Raw genomic sequence first — 16,963 nt, 5'->3', positions numbered from 1 at the left:
ATGAGTAAAAATACCTCCGATCTGTCCTCCCACACGCCGATGATGCAGCAGTACTGGCGCCTCAAGAACCAGCACCCTGATCAGTTGATGTTCTACCGCATGGGCGACTTCTACGAGATCTTCTACGAAGACGCGAAGAAGGCCGCCAAGCTGCTGGATATCACCCTGACGGCGCGCGGACAGTCGGCGGGGCAGGCGATTCCCATGTGTGGCATTCCCTACCACGCCGCCGAAGGTTACCTGGCCAAGCTGGTCAAGCTCGGCGAGTCGGTGGTCATCTGCGAGCAAGTGGGTGACCCGGCCACCAGCAAAGGCCCAGTGGAACGTCAGGTGGTGCGCATCATCACCCCGGGCACTGTCAGTGACGAAGCCTTGCTGGACGAGCGCCGCGACAACCTGATCGCGGCCGTGCTGGGCGATGAGCGCCTGTTCGGCCTGGCGGTGCTGGATATCACCAGCGGCAATTTCAGCGTCCTGGAAATCAAGGGCTGGGAGAATTTGCTGGCGGAGCTGGAACGCATCAATCCAGTGGAGCTGCTGATCCCCGACGACTGGCCACAAGGCCTGCCGGCGGAAAAACGCCGGGGTGTCCGACGTCGCGCTCCCTGGGACTTTGAGCGCGACTCGGCCCACAAGAGCCTCTGCCAGCAATTCTCCACCCAGGACCTCAAGGGCTTTGGTTGCGAGACCCTGACCCTGGCCATCGGCGCTGCCGGATGCCTGTTGAGCTACGCCAAGGAAACCCAGCGCACCGCCCTGCCCCACTTGCGCAGCCTGCGGCACGAACGCCTGGACGACACGGTGGTGCTGGACGGTGCCAGTCGCCGCAACCTGGAGCTGGACACCAACCTGGCCGGCGGACGCGACAACACCCTGCAATCGGTGGTCGATCGCTGCCAGACCGCCATGGGCAGCCGCCTGCTGACTCGCTGGCTGAACCGCCCGCTGCGGGATCTCAAGGTCTTGCAGGCGCGTCAGTCCTCGATCACCTGCCTGCTGGATGGCTACCGTTTCGAACGGCTGCAGCCGCAGTTGAAGGAAATCGGCGATATCGAACGGATTCTCGCGCGAATCGGCTTGCGCAATGCCCGTCCGCGGGACCTGGCTCGCTTGCGTGATGCCCTGGCCGCGCTGCCGGAGCTGCAAGAAGCCATGACTGAACTGGAGGCGGACCACCTCAAGCAACTGGCAGCCACCACCAGCACCTACCCGGAGCTGGCAGCGCTGCTGGCCAAGGCGATCATCGACAACCCGCCGGCGGTGATCCGCGACGGCGGCGTGCTCAAGACCGGCTACGACGCAGAGCTCGACGAACTGCAATCCTTGAGCGAGAACGCCGGGCAGTTCCTGATCGACCTGGAAGCCCGGGAAAAAGCCCGTACCGGTCTGGCCAACCTCAAGGTCGGCTACAACCGTATTCATGGCTACTTCATCGAGCTGCCAAGCAAGCAAGCCGAACAGGCACCGGCGGATTACATTCGTCGTCAGACCCTGAAGGGCGCCGAACGCTTCATCACTCCAGAACTCAAGGAGTTTGAAGACAAGGCGCTATCGGCCAAGAGCCGTGCCCTGGCCCGGGAAAAGATGCTCTACGACGCGTTGCTGGAAACCCTGATCAGCCACCTGCCGCCGCTGCAGGACACTGCCGGCGCCCTGGCCGAGCTGGACGTGCTCAGCAACCTGGCCGAGCGCGCGCTGAATCTGGACCTCAATTGCCCGCGTTTTGTCAGCGAACCTTGCATGCGCATCACCCAGGGCCGTCACCCGGTGGTGGAGCAAGTACTGACCACGCCTTTTGTGGCCAACGACCTGAACCTGGACGACAACACCCGGATGCTGGTGATCACCGGTCCGAACATGGGCGGTAAATCCACCTATATGCGCCAGACTGCGTTGATCGTACTGCTGGCCCATATCGGCAGTTTTGTCCCGGCGGCGAGCTGTGAGCTGTCCCTGGTGGATCGGATCTTTACCCGGATCGGCTCCAGCGACGACCTGGCCGGAGGTCGCTCGACCTTCATGGTGGAAATGAGTGAAACCGCGAACATCCTGCACAACGCCACTGAACGCAGCCTGGTGCTGATGGACGAAGTGGGTCGTGGCACCAGTACTTTTGACGGACTGTCCCTGGCCTGGGCTGCGGCAGAACGTCTCGCCCACCTGCGGGCCTACACCCTGTTCGCCACCCACTATTTTGAACTGACCGTACTGCCGGAAAGCGAGCCGCTGGTGGCGAACGTGCACCTCAATGCCACTGAACACAACGAGCGTATCGTCTTCCTGCACCATGTGTTGCCCGGCCCTGCCAGCCAGAGCTATGGCCTGGCGGTAGCCCAGCTGGCGGGGGTTCCCAGCGCTGTCATCACTCGCGCAAGGGAGCACTTGAGCCGTCTGGAAACCACCAGTTTGCCCCATGAAGTGGCGCCTCCAGCGCCGGGTAAAACCTCGGTTCCCCAGCAAAGCGACATGTTTGCCAGCCTGCCGCACCCAGTCCTCGATGAACTGGCCAAACTGGATCTGGATGACCTGACGCCACGCCGGGCACTGGAAATGCTCTATACATTGAAGACACGCATCTAACGCGAACGCCTTCAAGCTGTTAGAATCTCGCGCGGTTTGGGATGCTGCGGACTATTAGCCTGGTTCGCAGACTATCGCTCCCAAACCTGGCGACCCCGTCATGTAGGGGCTCCGCTGCCGCCGCCTGAGGAGAGAATTAGAAATGACCTTCGTCGTCACCGACAACTGCATCAAGTGCAAGTACACCGACTGCGTAGAAGTCTGTCCGGTGGACTGCTTTTACGAAGGGCCGAACTTCCTGGTGATTCACCCGGATGAGTGCATCGACTGCGCGCTGTGCGAGCCTGAATGCCCGGCTGTAGCCATTTTCTCCGAGGATGAAGTCCCGGAAGAGATGCAGGAGTTCATTCAGCTGAACGTCGAGCTGGCAGAGATCTGGCCGAACATCACTGAAAAGAAAGAATCGTTGCCGGATGCCGAAGAGTGGGATGGCGTCAAAGGCAAGATCAAAGACCTCGAACGCTGATTGCCCCCGCGTTCCTGAAAAGGCCCCTTGCGGGCCTTTTTGTATTTCTGGGAACGGGGTTCTTGCACTCGGGACTTTTCGACAGGCAAAAAAAAGGGGCGGTATGACCCGCCCACATTTTTCCCTAGTCCCTGTGTTCCTTTTCATCGTCCTGATGAATCGCTTCCTGCGATGTCCTGACCATCGTCCTTGATGGCTGTGTCTATCCGTCGACACAGGGCTGATATTAGAGAGTTCCCAGGTAAGAGCAATCGCACTATTCCCGTAAAAACTTGTCGGACACGAATAACTAAATTAAAAAACACCTTATAAATCAACAATATAAAAAACAGCCTAGAGTATTTTAGACAAGTCTGAAGCAACCGAGAACCGAACACTTACGAAAACGTAATCTATTGCTTACACGCAAGTTAAGAGTAATCCCAACCCTGAGCAGAATCCGAGAACTCAGAGTCAAAACAATCACCCAATAAAAAGCCCCGAATAAATCGGGGCTCTTACGGATCAGTTCCAGACGTTACTGAAATAACGACTCACTGGACAATCCATTCTTTTCAAGGATCTCCCGCAGGCGCTTGAGGCCTTCAACCTGGATTTGTCGAACCCGCTCACGGGTCAGACCAATCTCCAGGCCGACATCCTCAAGAGTGCTGCTCTCATGACCTCGCAGGCCAAAGCGGCGAACCACCACTTCACGCTGCTTTTCGGTCAGTTCGGAAAGCCATTGATCGATGCTTTGCGACAGATCATCGTCCTGCAGCAGTTCACAAGGATCCGTCGGACGATCGTCAGTCAGGGTATCCAGCAGGGTTTTATCCGAATCCGGTCCCAGCGAGACATCAACCGAAGAAACCCGCTCATTCAGACCGAGCATGCGTTTGACTTCAGCCACCGGCTTCTCCAGCAGGTTGGCGATTTCTTCGGGAGAGGGTTCATGATCGAGTTTTTGCGTCAACTCACGGGCGGCGCGCAAGTAGACGTTGAGCTCTTTGACCACATGAATCGGCAACCGGATGGTCCGGGTCTGATTCATTATCGCCCGTTCGATGGTCTGGCGAATCCACCAGGTGGCGTAGGTCGAAAAGCGGAAGCCGCGTTCCGGGTCGAACTTCTCCACTGCCCGGATCAGGCCGAGGTTGCCCTCTTCGATCAGGTCCAGCAGCGACAACCCACGATTGACATAGCGCCGGGCGATTTTCACCACCAGTCGCAAGTTGCTTTCAATCATGCGCTTGCGCCCGGCTGGGTCGCCACTCTGCGACAAACGCGCAAAGTGCACTTCCTCTTCGGGAGAGAGCAATGGAGAAAAGCCGATTTCATTGAGGTACAACTGCGTCGCATCGAGCGCACGCGTGTAATCAATGTACTTGTGTTGCTTAAGTGAAGCGGAGCTTTTGGATTTGGCGCGAACGGAAGGTGGAGTTGCCCCCTCATTATTCGACATCGAATCCATATCGATACTGCTCTCCATAAGGAGAACCTCATCGTCGATGTCAAACTCCGGCACTTCTTTACTGAGAGCCATTGTTATAGTCCTTTGGTGAGTTCGACCTCAGGCTCAAGCGGCGCCTATATCCCTGGCAACGCTGGAGCCTGTTCCCTCTACGTGAGCGGAACAGGCTGGTAACGGATCAACGACGTGGCAGGAATTGCAGCGGATCTACAGGTTTACCTTGTCGGCGAATCTCAAAGTGCAGTTTCACCCGGTCTGTACCAGTTGATCCCATCTCGGCAATTGTCTGTCCGACTTTGACCTGCTGTCCCTCCCGAACCAATAGCTTGCGGTTGTGGCCGTAAGCACTGACGTAGGTTTCGTTGTGTTTGATGATGACTAATTCGCCGTAGCCCCTTAAGCCACTCCCGGCGTAAACCACCGTCCCATCAGACGCAGCTAAAACAGGCTGTCCCAAATCTCCGGCGATATCAATGCCTTTATTCAAACTACCGTTTGAAGAAAATTTTCCAATCAAAACACCGTTGGAAGGCCAGCCCCAGCCCGTCGGAGCAGGCCCCGCAGGCGCAACCGGAGCGGGCGCCGGCTTGCTTGCAGGAGGCGTTGCAGCACTTGTTGCCGGGGCAATGACAGCCCCCGCCGGACGACGAATAACCGTGGTTTTGCTGGAGGACGAGGCACCGGACTGGGTGCTGGTAACCACAGTTGTCGGCGCAGTACCCGTGCGACCATCAAAGCGAATGGTTTGCCCCGGATGGATGGTATAGGGCTCGGCAATATTGTTACGCGCTGCCAGCGCCTTGTAATCCCAGCCGTAGCGAAACGCGATGGAGAACAGTGTATCCCCACGACGTACTACATATTGTCCCGTGGTCACGGTAGGGCGCTGAGGCGCCGCGTTATTACTGCGTTCAACCACACCCACACTGCTGGACTTGGTGCTGGAGCAGCCGACCAACAAGGAACTCAAGACAAGGCCAATCATCAGTCGCTGAAAGCTTGTTATACCCATACGCTGCGCAATGACTGTGAGACTCACCCGCCGCTCCCTTTATGGTGGTTGACGATATTAATTACCTGGCTCAGGCATGAAATGACGCAAGTATAACTGGAGGCCGGCGTTTTATTGCTGGCAAAGCGCAACACACAGTCGCAAGAGATTGCCATTGATCGCCGTCCCACTCATTGACGATCAATACGGCACTAAGACACAGCCAAGCAGACAGAATTCACCCAGGGTCGATAAATGCTCAGGCCAATGGCCCATTGAGCAAAGGCACAAACCGTACCGCGCCCAGGACATGTCGGGCAAAGCCATGTTCTTCACGAATGATCAGCATCAACTGCTGCACTTCTCCGGCACCCACAGGAATCACCAGGCGCCCACCAGGCGCCAGTTGATCCAGCAGTGCCTGAGGAATATCGGTGGCAACGGCGGTGACGATGATGCCGTTGTAAGGCGCCAACGCTGGCCAGCCCTCCCAGCCATCGCCCCAGCGGAACACCACATTACGCAGGTTCAGTTCCTGCAGGCGCTCCTTGGCCCGATCCTGCAGGACCTTGATCCGCTCTACCGAAAACACCCTCTCCACCAGCTGCGACAGCACCGCCGTCTGGTAGCCGGAGCCGGTACCGATCTCCAGCACTTTGTCCAGCGGACCTGCCGCCAGCAGCAGCTCGCTCATGCGAGCCACCATATAAGGCTGGGAGATAGTCTGGTTATGGCCGATGGGCAGTGCCGTGTCTTCATAGGCACGGTGAGCCAGAGCTTCATCAACGAAGAGATGCCGTGGCGTGCGACGAATGACCTCCAATACCTGGGGATTGGACAGGCCCTCATCGTAAAGCCGTTGGATCAGGCGCTCGCGGGTACGCTGGGAAGTCATGCCGATTCCCCGTCGCAGCAAATCGTCTTGCTCACGAGCCATCAGCGCAGCCCCTCCAACCAGCCGTCCAGACTCCTGAACGCTTCATTGAAGGTGCGATCCAACTGCAACGGCGTGATCGACACATAACCTTGCATGACCGCGTGAAAGTCAGTACCCGGACCACCATCTTCGGCGTCCCCTGCGGCGGCAATCCAGTAACCCGACTTGCCACGGGGATCGACGACCTTCATGGGTGCCGCCGCGCGCGCGCGATGGCCCAGGCGGGTCAGTTGTATGCCACGGATATGATCAAGCGGCAGGTTGGGAATATTCACGTTCAACACCGTCCGTGGTGGCAAATCCAGCAAGCCCTGAGCCTGCACCAGCTTGCGCGCGAAATGGGCTGCGGTGGCGAGGTTTTCTACCTGCCGCGACACCAGCGAAAAGGCAATCGCCGGGCGCTGCAGGAAACGGCCTTCAAGCGCAGCGGCGACCGTTCCGGAATACAGCACGTCATCACCCAGGTTGGCCCCCAGATTGATCCCCGACACCACCATGTCCGGCTCATGCTCCAACAGGCCATTAAGCCCCAGGTGAACACAGTCGGTCGGTGTGCCGTTGATGCTGATGAAGCCATTGCCGAGGGTATGCGGATGCAACGGACGGTCGAGCGTCAGCGAACTGCTGGCGCCGCTTTTGTCTTGATCCGGTGCGATAACCACACACTCGGCGTAATCCGCCAGCGCAGCATGCAGCGCAGCGATACCGGGTGCAGTTACCCCATCATCGTTAGAAATCAGAATACGCATGAGCTGTCCGTCTGCCCCACCGGCACCAGATCGACGAGTTCACGCACCAATGCGGTGGCGAAACACCCGGCCGGGAGGACGAATTCCAGTTGCAGAATGTCAGGCTCGGGATAATGCCACGTCAAACCGCCAATGGGCAGCCGCAGAATGCGTCGTTCATGGCTCATGCCGGCTTTTATCAACCAATCGCACAGTGCCGACTCAGCGCCTGCAAGCTCTTGCTCGCGATCATGGGTTGCACCAGCCGCAGGAGACTCGCCCTCGCCCCACAAAGGGCCAGTGGGATGCAAGTCGAGAATCGCCAGGCGCGGGTCCGAGCATTCGGCCTGCCCGGCCATGAAAAAGCTGCGACTGTCGGTAAACGCCAGCAGATCACCCACTTGCGCCTGCTGCCAGCTGCCGTCCGCCACTCGCGCCGCCAGCACCTGATTGAACAGGTAGCTACGGGCCGTGGACAACAACCGCGAACGCACATTGCGCTGCTCCGGCAGGGCCTGACGGGACGCCCAGTCACGGGCATCCACCAGATTGCCACCGCCATGACCGAAACGCTGAGCCCCGAAGTAGTTGGGGATCCCCTGCTGGGCGATCCGTTTCAAACGCTCATCGATAGCCGCCTGATCCGCCTTGAGCTCTGTCAAACGCAGGGTAAAACCATTGGCCGCATGGGCACCACGCTGCAATTTGCGCTTGTGGCGGGTGGCCTTGAGGATTTTCAGGGTGTGGTTTTCCGCGGCGCCAAGATCGGGATCGGCCTTACCGGGCAACTGCACACTAAACCACTGACGAGTCAGCGCCTGTCGATCCTTGAGCCCGGCGTAACTGACGGTGCGCAATGGCACACCGGCCGCCTTGGCGATCCGGCGTGCCGCCTCCTCGGTGTTCAAGCCACGCTTTTCCACCCACAGCCACAGGTGCTCGCCCTCACCGCTCAGCGGGATATCCAGCACCTCATCGACTTGAAAGTCTTCGGCAGTAGCTTTGAGTACGGCGCTGCCCAAGGCCTCGCCATAGGCCCGCGGGCCTAACAGTTGCAGTTCATTCATGGGCGCAGCAACAAGGCCACGGAATGCACCGCAATACCTTCCTCGCGGCCAACGAAACCGAGTTTTTCGGTGGTGGTTGCCTTCACGTTCACTTGATCCAGTTCGACTTGCAGGTCCTCGGCGATCAAGGCCCGCATGGTTTCGATATGAGGCGCCATCTTCGGTGCCTGGGCGACGATGGTATTGTCGACGTTGCCGATCCTCCAGCCCTTGGCATGGATCAACGCGACAACGTGACGCAGCAGAACACGGCTGTCGGCACCTTTGAATTGCGGATCGGTGTCCGGAAAATGCTTGCCGATATCCCCTAGCGCCGCGGCGCCCAGCAGGGCATCACTGAGTGCATGCAACAACACGTCACCGTCAGAATGGGCGAGCAACCCAGAATGATGGGCGATACGCACACCACCCAAAGTGATGAAGTCGCCTTCAGCGAAACGGTGCACATCGTAGCCGTGGCCAATACGCATAAAAAAACGCCCCGAAAAAGTCAGGGCGTGATTCTACCTGCTTTGGCAGGCATTAGGCGTTAAGAGCACGTGCATGGTGCTGCAAGTGGTCGTCTATGAAGCTGGCGATGAAAAAGTAGCTATGGTCGTAACCCGGTTGCAAACGCAACGTCAGTTCATGACCGGCATTCTTTGCCGCCTGCTGTAACACTTCGGGCTTGAGTTGGGTCGCAAGGAAGTCATCACGATCCCCTTGGTCCACCAGCAACGCAAGCTTCTCCCCGGCATCTGCAAGCAGCACGCTCGCGTCCCATTCGCGCCATCGAGAGCGCTCCTCTCCCAGATATCGGGAAAAGGCTTTCTGCCCCCAAGGACAATCCATGGGATTACTGATGGGAGCGAAAGCCGACACCGACTGATAACGACCAGGATTACGCAGTGCACAGACCAATGCCCCGTGCCCGCCCATGGAGTGCCCGCTGATACCGCGTTTTTGCGACGCAGGAAAGTGTGCTTCCACCAACGCTGGCAACTCGTCCACCACATAGTCATGCATGCGGTAGTGCTGAGCCCAGGGCTCCTGGGTGGCATTCAGGTAGAAGCCCGCTCCCAGGCCGAAGTCCCAGGCGCCCTCCGGATCGCCAGGGACGCCGGCCCCACGAGGGCTGGTGTCGGGAGCGACGATAATCAGCCCGAGTTCCGCAGCCATGCGCTGGGCACCGGCCTTGTGCATGAAGTTCTCGTCGGTGCAGGTCAGGCCGGACAGCCAATACAGCACTGGCAGCTTGCCGCCCTGTTCGGCCTGCGGCGGTAGGTACACAGCGAACACCATGTCGCAGCCCAACACCTGAGAATGATGTTTGTACCGTTTGTGCCAGCCGCCGAAGCTCTTCTGGCAGGAAAGGTTTTCCAGACTCATGGCAATCTCCCCAGCCACAAGCCGCACGCTTCGAGCCACAAACAGGTGCTTCCCGTTTGCCGCTTGTCACTCACGGCTTGCCGCTGCTTTTAGAAATGAATGACGGAACGAATGCTCTTGCCTTCGTGCATCAAGTCGAATGCCTTGTTGATGTCTTCCAGACCCATGGTGTGGGTAATGAAGGTATCTAGAGGGATCTCGCCGGTCTGGGACATTTCCACGTAGCTTGGCAGCTCGCTGCGGCCACGCACGCCACCGAATGCCGAACCGCGCCAGACGCGGCCGGTCACCAGTTGGAAGGGACGGGTCGAAATTTCCTGGCCGGCACCGGCCACACCGATGATCACCGATTCGCCCCAGCCTTTGTGGCAGCACTCAAGCGCGGCGCGCATGAGTTGTACGTTGCCGATGCATTCGAAGGAAAAATCCACGCCGCCGTCAGTCATGTCGACGATGACCTCCTGGATCGGACGGTCGAAATCCTTCGGATTGACGCAGTCGGTGGCGCCCAATTGCTTGGCGATCTCGAACTTGGCCGGGTTGATATCGATGGCAATGATGCGCCCAGCCTTGGCTTTGACCGCACCAATCACCGCCGACAGGCCGATACCGCCCAGGCCAAAGATAGCCACGGTGTCACCAGCCTTGACCTTGGCGGTGTTGATCACCGCACCGATACCGGTGGTTACGCCGCAACCCAGCAGGCAGACCTTCTCCAGAGGCGCTTCCTTGGGGATCTTGGCCACGGAAATTTCCGGCAGCACGGTGTACTCGGAGAACGTCGAAGTACCCATGTAGTGGAAAATAGGCTGGCCCTTGTAGGAAAAACGGCTAGTGCCATCAGGCATCAGGCCTTTGCCCTGGGTAGCGCGAATTGCCTGACAGAGGTTGGTCTTGCCAGAAAGACAGAATTTGCACTTGCCACATTCCGGGGTGTACAGCGGGATCACATGATCACCGACGGCGACCGAGGTCACACCCTCGCCCACCGCCTCCACCACTGCACCACCTTCATGGCCGAGAATCGCCGGAAAGATGCCTTCCGGGTCAGCACCGGACAAGGTGTAGGCATCGGTATGGCAGACGCCGGAAGCAACCACCCGCAGCAGTACCTCGCCAGCCTTGGGCATGGCGACATCCACTTCGACGATTTCCAGGGGCTTCTTGGCCTCGAAGGCTACGGCAGCACGTGACTTGATCATCCTGACTCTCCAGCGAATAAAAACGAGGAGGTGAGTGTAAAACAGCGCAATGCGATGAATAATCCAGGTAAAAGCAAAACATTATTGCCGTACAGGGATAATCAATGAGTGAAAACCGTTGGGAAGGCATCGACGAGTTTGTTGCAGTAGCCGAATGCAGCCAGTTCACCGCCGCTGCCGAGCGCCTGGGAGTGTCCTCCTCCCATATCAGCCGTCAGGTGGTGCGCCTCGAAGAGCGCCTGCAGACGCGTCTGCTGTATCGCAGTACCCGCCGAGTCACCCTGACCGAGGCCGGACAGACCTTTCTCCAGCATTGCCAACGCCTGCAGGACGGCCGCGAAGAAGCGCTGCGGGCCGTAGGGGACCTGGCCAGCGAGCCCAAGGGCATGCTGCGCATGACCTGCGCCGTGGCCTATGGCGAGCGTTTTATCGTGCCGCTGGTGACCCGTTTCATGGGGCTTTACCCGCAATTACGGGTGGACATCGAGTTGAGCAACCGCCCTCTGGATCTGGTGCACGAAGGACTCGACCTGGCCATTCGGCTCGGGCGGCTGCAGGACTCACGCCTGGTGGCCACTCGCTTGGCACCGCGACGCATGTACCTGTGCGCCTCGCCCTCCTATCTGGAGCGCTACGGGCGCCCCCATAGCCTGTCGGAACTGAGCCGTCATAATTGCCTGATCGGCAGTTCGGATATCTGGCAATTGGAGCTGGATGGGCGCGAGTTCTCACAGCGGGTACAGGGCAACTGGCGCTGCAACAGCGGTCAGGCCGTACTGGATGCGGCCTTGCAAGGCGTCGGACTGTGCCAACTGCCGGACTACTACGTTCTGGAGCACCTGCAGAACGGCACCTTGATCTCCCTGCTGGAAGCCCATCAGCCGCCCAATACCGCCGTCTGGGCCCTGTATCCGCAGCAACGGCACCTGTCGCCAAAAGTGCGCAAGTTGGTGGATTATCTAAAGCAAGGCCTGGCCGAACGCCCGGAATACCGGGGCCTGTAGCCACAGTACGGATCAGCGCCGATTGGACCAGCGCTGACGCAGCCACTCCAGGTCTTCGGGACGAGTGACCTTGAGGTTGTCGGAGCGCCCTTCGATCAGGCGTGGTGCCTGGCCGGCCCATTCCATTGCCGATGCTTCATCGGTGATGGCTACATCCGCTACCAGGCTGTCGGCCAGGGCGCGATGCAAGGCGCCAAGGCGGAACATCTGCGGTGTGTAGGCCTGCCAGATCAGACTGCGGTCCACGGTTTCCAGCACCCGTCCGTGCTTGTCGATCCGCTTCAGGGTGTCACGGGCCGGCACCGCCAGCAGGCCGCCTACAGGATCGTCCGCCAGCTCGCCCAGCAGCTTGTCCAAGTCATCGCGAGACAGGTTCGGTCGTGCGGCATCGTGGACCAGAACCCAATCCTCATCGGCCGCGCCCTGAGCATGCAGATGAAGCAAGGCATTGAGTACCGACCCGGAACGCTCGGCGCCACCTTCGACCCGCTGAATCCGCGAGTCATGGGCACAGGCCAGGGCTGGCCAGTAAGGATCGTCAAGCGCCAGGCTGACCACCAGCCCCTTGAGGCCAGGATGGTCGAGGAAACAGCCGAGGCTGTGTTCGAGAATAGTGCGTCCGCCCAATTGCAAGTATTGCTTGGGACGGTCCGCGGCCATACGGGCACCGACGCCCGCGGCAGGAATCACGGCCCAGAAGGCCGGCAATCTATCGCTCATTGGGCCAACTGGTAGAGGGTTTCACCCTCCTTGACCATGCCCAACTCATGGCGAGCCCGTTCTTCAACGGTCTCCATGCCCTTCTTCAACTCCATGACTTCCGCATCGAGTACGCGATTTCGCTCCAGCAAACGCTCGTTTTCAGCGTGCTGGTCGGCAATCTGCTGAGTCAGGTCAGCTACCTGGGCCAAGCTGCCATTCCCCACCCACAGGCGGTACTGCAAGCCAGCCAGCAGCAAGAGCAAGACCAGGAACAACCAATTGGGACTGCGCATCGAATATCGGGTATCCAGTGAAAAAAGACAGCCATGCCAACAACTTCGAACCTACTGATAGCACGAAGCCTGGAAGACCCAGGCTTGTACTCTTAAGGCATCAGATTAGTGGCAAAAAACTCGCTGTAGCGATTTTCCCGACACAATCCGGTGTCTTTTTACCATCTACGGCTTAGCCGCGAAACTCGCTGCGACCGTTGTACTTGGCCTTGCCATTCAATTGCTCTTCGATACGCAGCAATTGGTTGTACTTGGATACGCGGTCGGAACGGCACAGGGAGCCGGTCTTGATCTGGCCAGCCGAGGTGCCCACAGCCAGGTCGGCGATGGTCGAATCTTCGGTTTCACCGGAGCGGTGGGAGATCACGGCAGTGTAACCGGCAGCCTTGGCCATCTGGATGGCTTCCAGGGTTTCGGTCAGGGTGCCGATCTGGTTGAACTTGATCAGGATCGAGTTGGCGATCTTCTTGTCGATGCCTTCTTTCAGGATCTTGGTGTTGGTCACGAACAGGTCGTCACCCACCAGTTGCACTTTCTCGCCGATCTTGTCGGTAAGGATTTTCCAGCCAGCCCAGTCGGACTCGTCCAGGCCATCTTCGATGGAGATGATCGGGTAGCGCTGAGTCAGACCTTTCAGGTACTCGGCGAAACCTTCGGCGGTGAACACCTGGCCTTCGCCGGACAGGTTGTATTTACCGTCTTCGTAGAACTCGCTGGCGGCGCAGTCCAGGGCCAGGGTCACGTCAGTGCCCAGAGTGTAACCGGCGTTGGCCACGGCTTCGGAGATGACTTTCAGCGCGTCTTCGTTGGAAGCCAGGTTGGGTGCGAAACCACCTTCATCGCCCACAGCGGTGTTCAGGCCACGGGCCTTCAGCACGGCTTTGAGGTGATGGAAAATCTCGGTGCCCATGCGCAGACCTTCCGAGAAGGACTTGGCGCCGACCGGCTGCACCATGAACTCCTGGATGTCGACGTTGTTATCAGCGTGCTCGCCACCGTTGATGATGTTCATCATCGGAACCGGCATCGAGTAGACGCCTGGGGTGCCATTGAGGTTGGCGATGTGAGCATACAGCGGCAGGTCCTGGTCCTGAGCGGCAGCCTTGGCAGCGGCCAGGGACACGGCGAGGATCGCGTTGGCGCCCAGGGTGGCCTTGTTCTCAGTACCGTCGAGCTTGATCATCGCCTGATCCAGCGCCTTCTGGTCGATCGGGTCTTTACCCAGCAACAGGTCGCGGATCGGACCGTTGATGTTGGCTACCGCCTTGAGCACACCCTTGCCCAGGTAACGGCTCTTGTCGCCATCACGCAGCTCCAGCGCTTCGCGCGAGCCGGTGGAAGCACCGGACGGCGCGCAAGCACTGCCGATGATGCCGTTATCGAGAAGCACGTCCGCTTCGACGGTGGGATTGCCACGGGAGTCGAGAACTTCACGACCTTTGATGTCGACGATTTTTGCCATTGTTGTAAACACTCCAAAGTTGACGAAAACGCTGAGTACCGCTCGATTTATAACTTGTGGGTCAAATTGCATTCTTGTAGGAGCCGGCTTGCCGGCGAACGGGTCCGCGAGGACACCTTCGCCGGCAAGCCGGCTCCTACAGAGGAAGTCGCCGGTTTTACGCGGTTTCTACCGTGGGGAAACTCTTGACCAGTTCGTCCAGAGCCTTGAGCTGAGCCAGGAACGGCTCGAGCTTGTCCAGACGCAGAGCGCAAGGGCCGTCGCACTTGGCGTTGTCCGGATCCGGGTGGGCTTCCAGGAACAGGCCAGCCAGGGACTGGCTCATGCCGGCCTTGGCCAGGTCGGTGACCTGGGCCCGGCGACCGCCAGCAGAATCGGCGCGACCGCCCGGCATTTGCAGGGCATGGGTCACGTCGAAGAATACCGGGTATTCGAACTGCTTCATGATGCCGAAGCCGAGCATGTCCACCACCAGGTTGTTGTAACCGAAGCTGGAACCGCGCTCGCAGAGAATCAACTGATCATTACCCGCCTCTTCGCACTTGCTCAGGATGTGTTTCATTTCCTGAGGCGCGAGGAACTGGGCCTTCTTGATGTTGATCACCGCGCCGGTCTTGGCCATGGCCACCACCAGGTCGGTCTGCCGCGAGAGAAACGCCGGCAGTTGGATGATGTCGCAGACTTCGGCGACCACCGCGGCCTGGGCCGGCTCGTGGACGTCGGTGATGATCGGCACGCCAAAGGCCTGCTTCACATCTTCGAAAATCCGCATGCCCTCTTCCAGGCCGGGGCCACGGTAAGAGGTCACCGACGAACGGTTGGCCTTGTCGAAACTGGCCTTGAACACGTAGGGAATACCGAGCTTCTCGGTAACCCGTACGTACTCTTCACAGACCTGCATCGCCATGTCGCGGCTTTCCAGCACGTTCATACCGCCGAACAGCACCATCGGCTTGTCGTTGGCGATCTCGATGTTGCCTACGCGGATGATCTTCTGCGCCATCAGGTTCAAGCCTTCTTCTGGTGTTGAGCCAATGCAGCTTTGACGAAACCGCTGAACAATGGGTGACCGTCACGTGGCGTCGAGGTGAACTCAGGGTGGAACTGGCAAGCGACGAACCATGGATGATCCGCAGCCTCGACCACTTCAACCAGCGCGCCGTCGCCGGAGCGACCGGAAATCTTCAGGCCCGCCTCGATCAGTTGCGGCAACAGCTTGTTGTTCACTTCATAACGGTGACGGTGACGTTCGATGATCACGTCCTTGGCGTAGCAGTCGTGGACCTTGGAGCCCGGCTCCAGAAGGCAGTCCTGAGCGCCCAGGCGCATGGTGCCGCCCAGGTCGGAAGCTTCAGTACGCACTTCGACGGCGCCGGTGGCGTCTTCCCACTCGGTGATCAGGCCGACCACTGGATGACCGCTGGTGCGATCGAACTCGGTGGAGTTGGCATCTTTCCAACCCATGACGTTACGGGCGAACTCGATAACCGCCACTTGCATGCCCAGGCAGATCCCCAGGTACGGCACCTTGTTCTCGCGAGCGTATTGCACGGCGGTGATCTTGCCTTCCACGCCACGCAGACCGAAGCCGCCAGGAACCAGGATCGCGTCGACGCCTTCCAGCAGCGCGGTGCCCTGGTTCTCGATGTCTTCGGAATCGATGTAGCGCAGGTTGACCTTGGTGCGGTTGGTGATGCCGGCGTGACTCATCGCTTCGATCAGCGACTTATAGGCGTCCAGCAGCTCCATGTACTTGCCGACCATGGCGATGGTGACTTCGTGTTCAGGGTTGAGCTTGGCGTCCACCACCTTTTCCCACTCGGACAGATCGGCGCCGTTGCATTGCAGGCCGAAACGCTCGACGACGAAATCGTCCAGACCCTGAGCGTGCAGCACGGCTGGGATCTTGTAGATGGTGTCGACGTCTTCCAGGGAGATCACCGCACGCTCTTCAACGTTGGTGAACAAGGCAATCTTGCGACGCGAGGACACATCCACCGGATGGTCGGAGCGGCAGATCAGCACGTCAGGCTGCAGACCGATGGAGCGCAGTTCCTTCACCGAGTGCTGGGTCGGCTTGGTCTTGGTCTCGCCAGCGGTGGCGATGTACGGAACCAGGGTCAGGTGCATCAGCATCGCGCGCTTGGAGCCGACTTCGACCCGCAGTTGGCGGATAGCTTCGAGGAACGGTTGCGACTCGATGTCGCCCACGGTACCGCCGATTTCCACCAGGGCCACGTCGGCATCGCCAGCGCCCTTGATGATGCGACGCTTGATCTCGTCGGTGATGTGCGGAATCACCTGGATGGTGGCGCCCAGGTAATCACCACGGCGTTCCTTGCGCAGCACGTGCTCGTACACGCGGCCGGTGGTGAAGTTGTTGTTCTGGGTCATGGTCGTGCGGATGAACCGCTCGTAGTGGCCCAGGTCCAGGTCGGTCTCGGCGCCGTCGTGGGTGACGAACACTTCACCGTGCTGGAACGGGCTCATGGTGCCCGGGTCGACGTTGATGTACGGGTCCAGCTTGAGCATGGTGACCTTAAGCCCCCGCGCCTCCAGGATGGCCGCCAATGAAGCCGAGGCAATGCCTTTCCCCAATGAAGAAACAACACCGCCCGTGACGAATATGTAGCGCGTCATGAAAAACCCTAGAAGTCTGCGTTAAAGCGGTCAGTGCCGCCGGGGAAAGCGAAGGAAGGCCGAAGCCCCC

16 protein-coding genes are annotated in these 16,963 nt (G+C 59.2%); 3 read left to right on the top strand and 13 right to left on the bottom strand.

Going from position 1 to position 16,963, the window contains the following annotated elements:
- On the top strand, window positions 1–2,580 hold the full coding sequence (gene mutS, locus ACSSVC_RS09875) for a DNA mismatch repair protein MutS (RefSeq protein WP_346635910.1): 2,580 nt from the start codon (window positions 1–3) through the stop codon (window positions 2,578–2,580).
- Between the two features lie 142 nt (window positions 2,581–2,722).
- Window positions 2,723–3,046, top strand: coding sequence for a ferredoxin FdxA (gene fdxA / locus ACSSVC_RS09870; protein WP_007908827.1), 324 nt, complete (start codon window positions 2,723–2,725; stop codon window positions 3,044–3,046).
- A 517-nt stretch (window positions 3,047–3,563) separates the two neighbouring features.
- Here fdxA and rpoS read toward each other — a convergent pair.
- From rpoS to ACSSVC_RS09830, 8 genes are all read right to left on the bottom strand, one after another.
- Window positions 3,564–4,571, bottom strand: coding sequence for an RNA polymerase sigma factor RpoS (gene rpoS / locus ACSSVC_RS09865; protein WP_016964675.1), 1,008 nt, complete (start codon window positions 4,569–4,571; stop codon window positions 3,564–3,566).
- Window positions 4,572–4,677: 106 nt separating this feature from the next.
- On the bottom strand, window positions 4,678–5,538 hold the full coding sequence (locus ACSSVC_RS09860; protein WP_346635911.1) for a peptidoglycan DD-metalloendopeptidase family protein: 861 nt from the start codon (window positions 5,536–5,538) through the stop codon (window positions 4,678–4,680).
- A 211-nt stretch (window positions 5,539–5,749) separates the two neighbouring features.
- Window positions 5,750–6,385 (bottom strand): protein-L-isoaspartate(D-aspartate) O-methyltransferase, encoded by a 636-nt coding sequence (locus ACSSVC_RS09855; protein WP_170001073.1) that lies wholly within the window; start codon window positions 6,383–6,385, stop codon window positions 5,750–5,752.
- A gap of 41 nt (window positions 6,386–6,426) precedes the next feature.
- Window positions 6,427–7,176: a 5'/3'-nucleotidase SurE gene (surE, locus tag ACSSVC_RS09850; protein ID WP_102861388.1), complete on the bottom strand. Its 750-nt coding sequence runs from the start codon at window positions 7,174–7,176 to the stop codon at window positions 6,427–6,429.
- The gene (truD, locus tag ACSSVC_RS09845) at window positions 7,164–8,222 is read right to left on the bottom strand and encodes a tRNA pseudouridine(13) synthase TruD (protein ID WP_346635912.1); all 1,059 of its coding nucleotides are present in this window, start codon (window positions 8,220–8,222) and stop codon (window positions 7,164–7,166) included. The genes surE and truD overlap by 13 nt, the downstream gene beginning before the upstream one ends.
- Window positions 8,219–8,692, bottom strand: coding sequence for a 2-C-methyl-D-erythritol 2,4-cyclodiphosphate synthase (gene ispF / locus ACSSVC_RS09840; RefSeq protein WP_123727669.1), 474 nt, complete (start codon window positions 8,690–8,692; stop codon window positions 8,219–8,221). Before ispF ends, truD begins: the two co-directional genes overlap by 4 nt.
- Before the next feature lie 52 nt (window positions 8,693–8,744).
- A complete protein-coding gene (fghA, locus tag ACSSVC_RS09835) occupies window positions 8,745–9,596 on the bottom strand; it encodes an S-formylglutathione hydrolase (RefSeq protein ID WP_346635929.1) in 852 nt (283 codons plus the stop codon).
- An 83-nt stretch (window positions 9,597–9,679) separates the two neighbouring features.
- On the bottom strand, window positions 9,680–10,792 hold the full coding sequence (locus ACSSVC_RS09830) for an S-(hydroxymethyl)glutathione dehydrogenase/class III alcohol dehydrogenase (protein WP_404938345.1): 1,113 nt from the start codon (window positions 10,790–10,792) through the stop codon (window positions 9,680–9,682).
- A 104-nt stretch (window positions 10,793–10,896) separates the two neighbouring features.
- Between ACSSVC_RS09830 and ACSSVC_RS09825 the strand changes: the two genes are divergently transcribed.
- Window positions 10,897–11,796: a LysR substrate-binding domain-containing protein gene (locus tag ACSSVC_RS09825; RefSeq protein ID WP_346635914.1), complete on the top strand. Its 900-nt coding sequence runs from the start codon at window positions 10,897–10,899 to the stop codon at window positions 11,794–11,796.
- A gap of 12 nt (window positions 11,797–11,808) precedes the next feature.
- On the opposite strand, the gene ispD is transcribed toward ACSSVC_RS09825, so the two are convergent.
- From ispD to pyrG, 5 genes are all read right to left on the bottom strand, one after another.
- Complete coding sequence (gene ispD / locus ACSSVC_RS09820; RefSeq protein ID WP_346635915.1) at window positions 11,809–12,516, bottom strand: 2-C-methyl-D-erythritol 4-phosphate cytidylyltransferase; 708 nt, start codon at window positions 12,514–12,516, stop codon at window positions 11,809–11,811.
- Window positions 12,513–12,791, bottom strand: a complete 279-nt coding sequence (gene ftsB / locus ACSSVC_RS09815; protein ID WP_011059544.1) for a cell division protein FtsB — start codon at window positions 12,789–12,791, stop codon at window positions 12,513–12,515. Before ftsB ends, ispD begins: the two co-directional genes overlap by 4 nt.
- 172 nt (window positions 12,792–12,963) lie before the next feature.
- Window positions 12,964–14,253, bottom strand: a complete 1,290-nt coding sequence (gene eno / locus ACSSVC_RS09810) for a phosphopyruvate hydratase (RefSeq protein ID WP_123727664.1) — start codon at window positions 14,251–14,253, stop codon at window positions 12,964–12,966.
- Window positions 14,254–14,410: 157 nt separating this feature from the next.
- Complete coding sequence (kdsA, locus tag ACSSVC_RS09805) at window positions 14,411–15,256, bottom strand: 3-deoxy-8-phosphooctulonate synthase (RefSeq protein ID WP_011059542.1); 846 nt, start codon at window positions 15,254–15,256, stop codon at window positions 14,411–14,413.
- Between the two features lie 5 nt (window positions 15,257–15,261).
- Complete coding sequence (gene pyrG / locus ACSSVC_RS09800) at window positions 15,262–16,893, bottom strand: CTP synthase (RefSeq protein WP_123727663.1); 1,632 nt, start codon at window positions 16,891–16,893, stop codon at window positions 15,262–15,264.
- Window positions 16,894–16,963 lie beyond the last annotated feature (70 nt).

Source organism: Pseudomonas sp. E1BtOHC1 (assembly GCF_058744285.1).
The sequence above is the reverse complement of the archived record's forward strand: the minus strand, read 5'-3'. Positions and strand labels throughout refer to the sequence as shown.

Bases quoted from the DNA above. Each gene is read 5' to 3' on its own strand.
- ACSSVC_RS09825 (WP_346635914.1), top strand. From the start codon at position 10,897: ATGAGTGAAAACCGTTGGGAAGGCATCGACGAGTTTGTTGCAGTAGCC.
- rpoS (WP_016964675.1), bottom strand. From the start codon at position 4,571: ATGGCTCTCAGTAAAGAAGTGCCGGAGTTTGACATCGACGATGAGGTT.
- fdxA (WP_007908827.1), top strand. From the start codon at position 2,723: ATGACCTTCGTCGTCACCGACAACTGCATCAAGTGCAAGTACACCGAC.
- mutS (WP_346635910.1), top strand. From the start codon at position 1: ATGAGTAAAAATACCTCCGATCTGTCCTCCCACACGCCGATGATGCAG.
- pyrG (WP_123727663.1), bottom strand. From the start codon at position 16,893: ATGACGCGCTACATATTCGTCACGGGCGGTGTTGTTTCTTCATTGGGG.
- ACSSVC_RS09855 (WP_170001073.1), bottom strand. From the start codon at position 6,385: ATGACTTCCCAGCGTACCCGCGAGCGCCTGATCCAACGGCTTTACGAT.
- kdsA (WP_011059542.1), bottom strand. From the start codon at position 15,256: ATGGCGCAGAAGATCATCCGCGTAGGCAACATCGAGATCGCCAACGAC.
- eno (WP_123727664.1), bottom strand. From the start codon at position 14,253: ATGGCAAAAATCGTCGACATCAAAGGTCGTGAAGTTCTCGACTCCCGT.
- surE (WP_102861388.1), bottom strand. From the start codon at position 7,176: ATGCGTATTCTGATTTCTAACGATGATGGGGTAACTGCACCCGGTATC.
- ispF (WP_123727669.1), bottom strand. From the start codon at position 8,692: ATGCGTATTGGCCACGGCTACGATGTGCACCGTTTCGCTGAAGGCGAC.
- truD (WP_346635912.1), bottom strand. From the start codon at position 8,222: ATGAATGAACTGCAACTGTTAGGCCCGCGGGCCTATGGCGAGGCCTTG.
- ispD (WP_346635915.1), bottom strand. From the start codon at position 12,516: ATGAGCGATAGATTGCCGGCCTTCTGGGCCGTGATTCCTGCCGCGGGC.
- ftsB (WP_011059544.1), bottom strand. From the start codon at position 12,791: ATGCGCAGTCCCAATTGGTTGTTCCTGGTCTTGCTCTTGCTGCTGGCT.
- ACSSVC_RS09830 (WP_404938345.1), bottom strand. From the start codon at position 10,792: ATGATCAAGTCACGTGCTGCCGTAGCCTTCGAGGCCAAGAAGCCCCTG.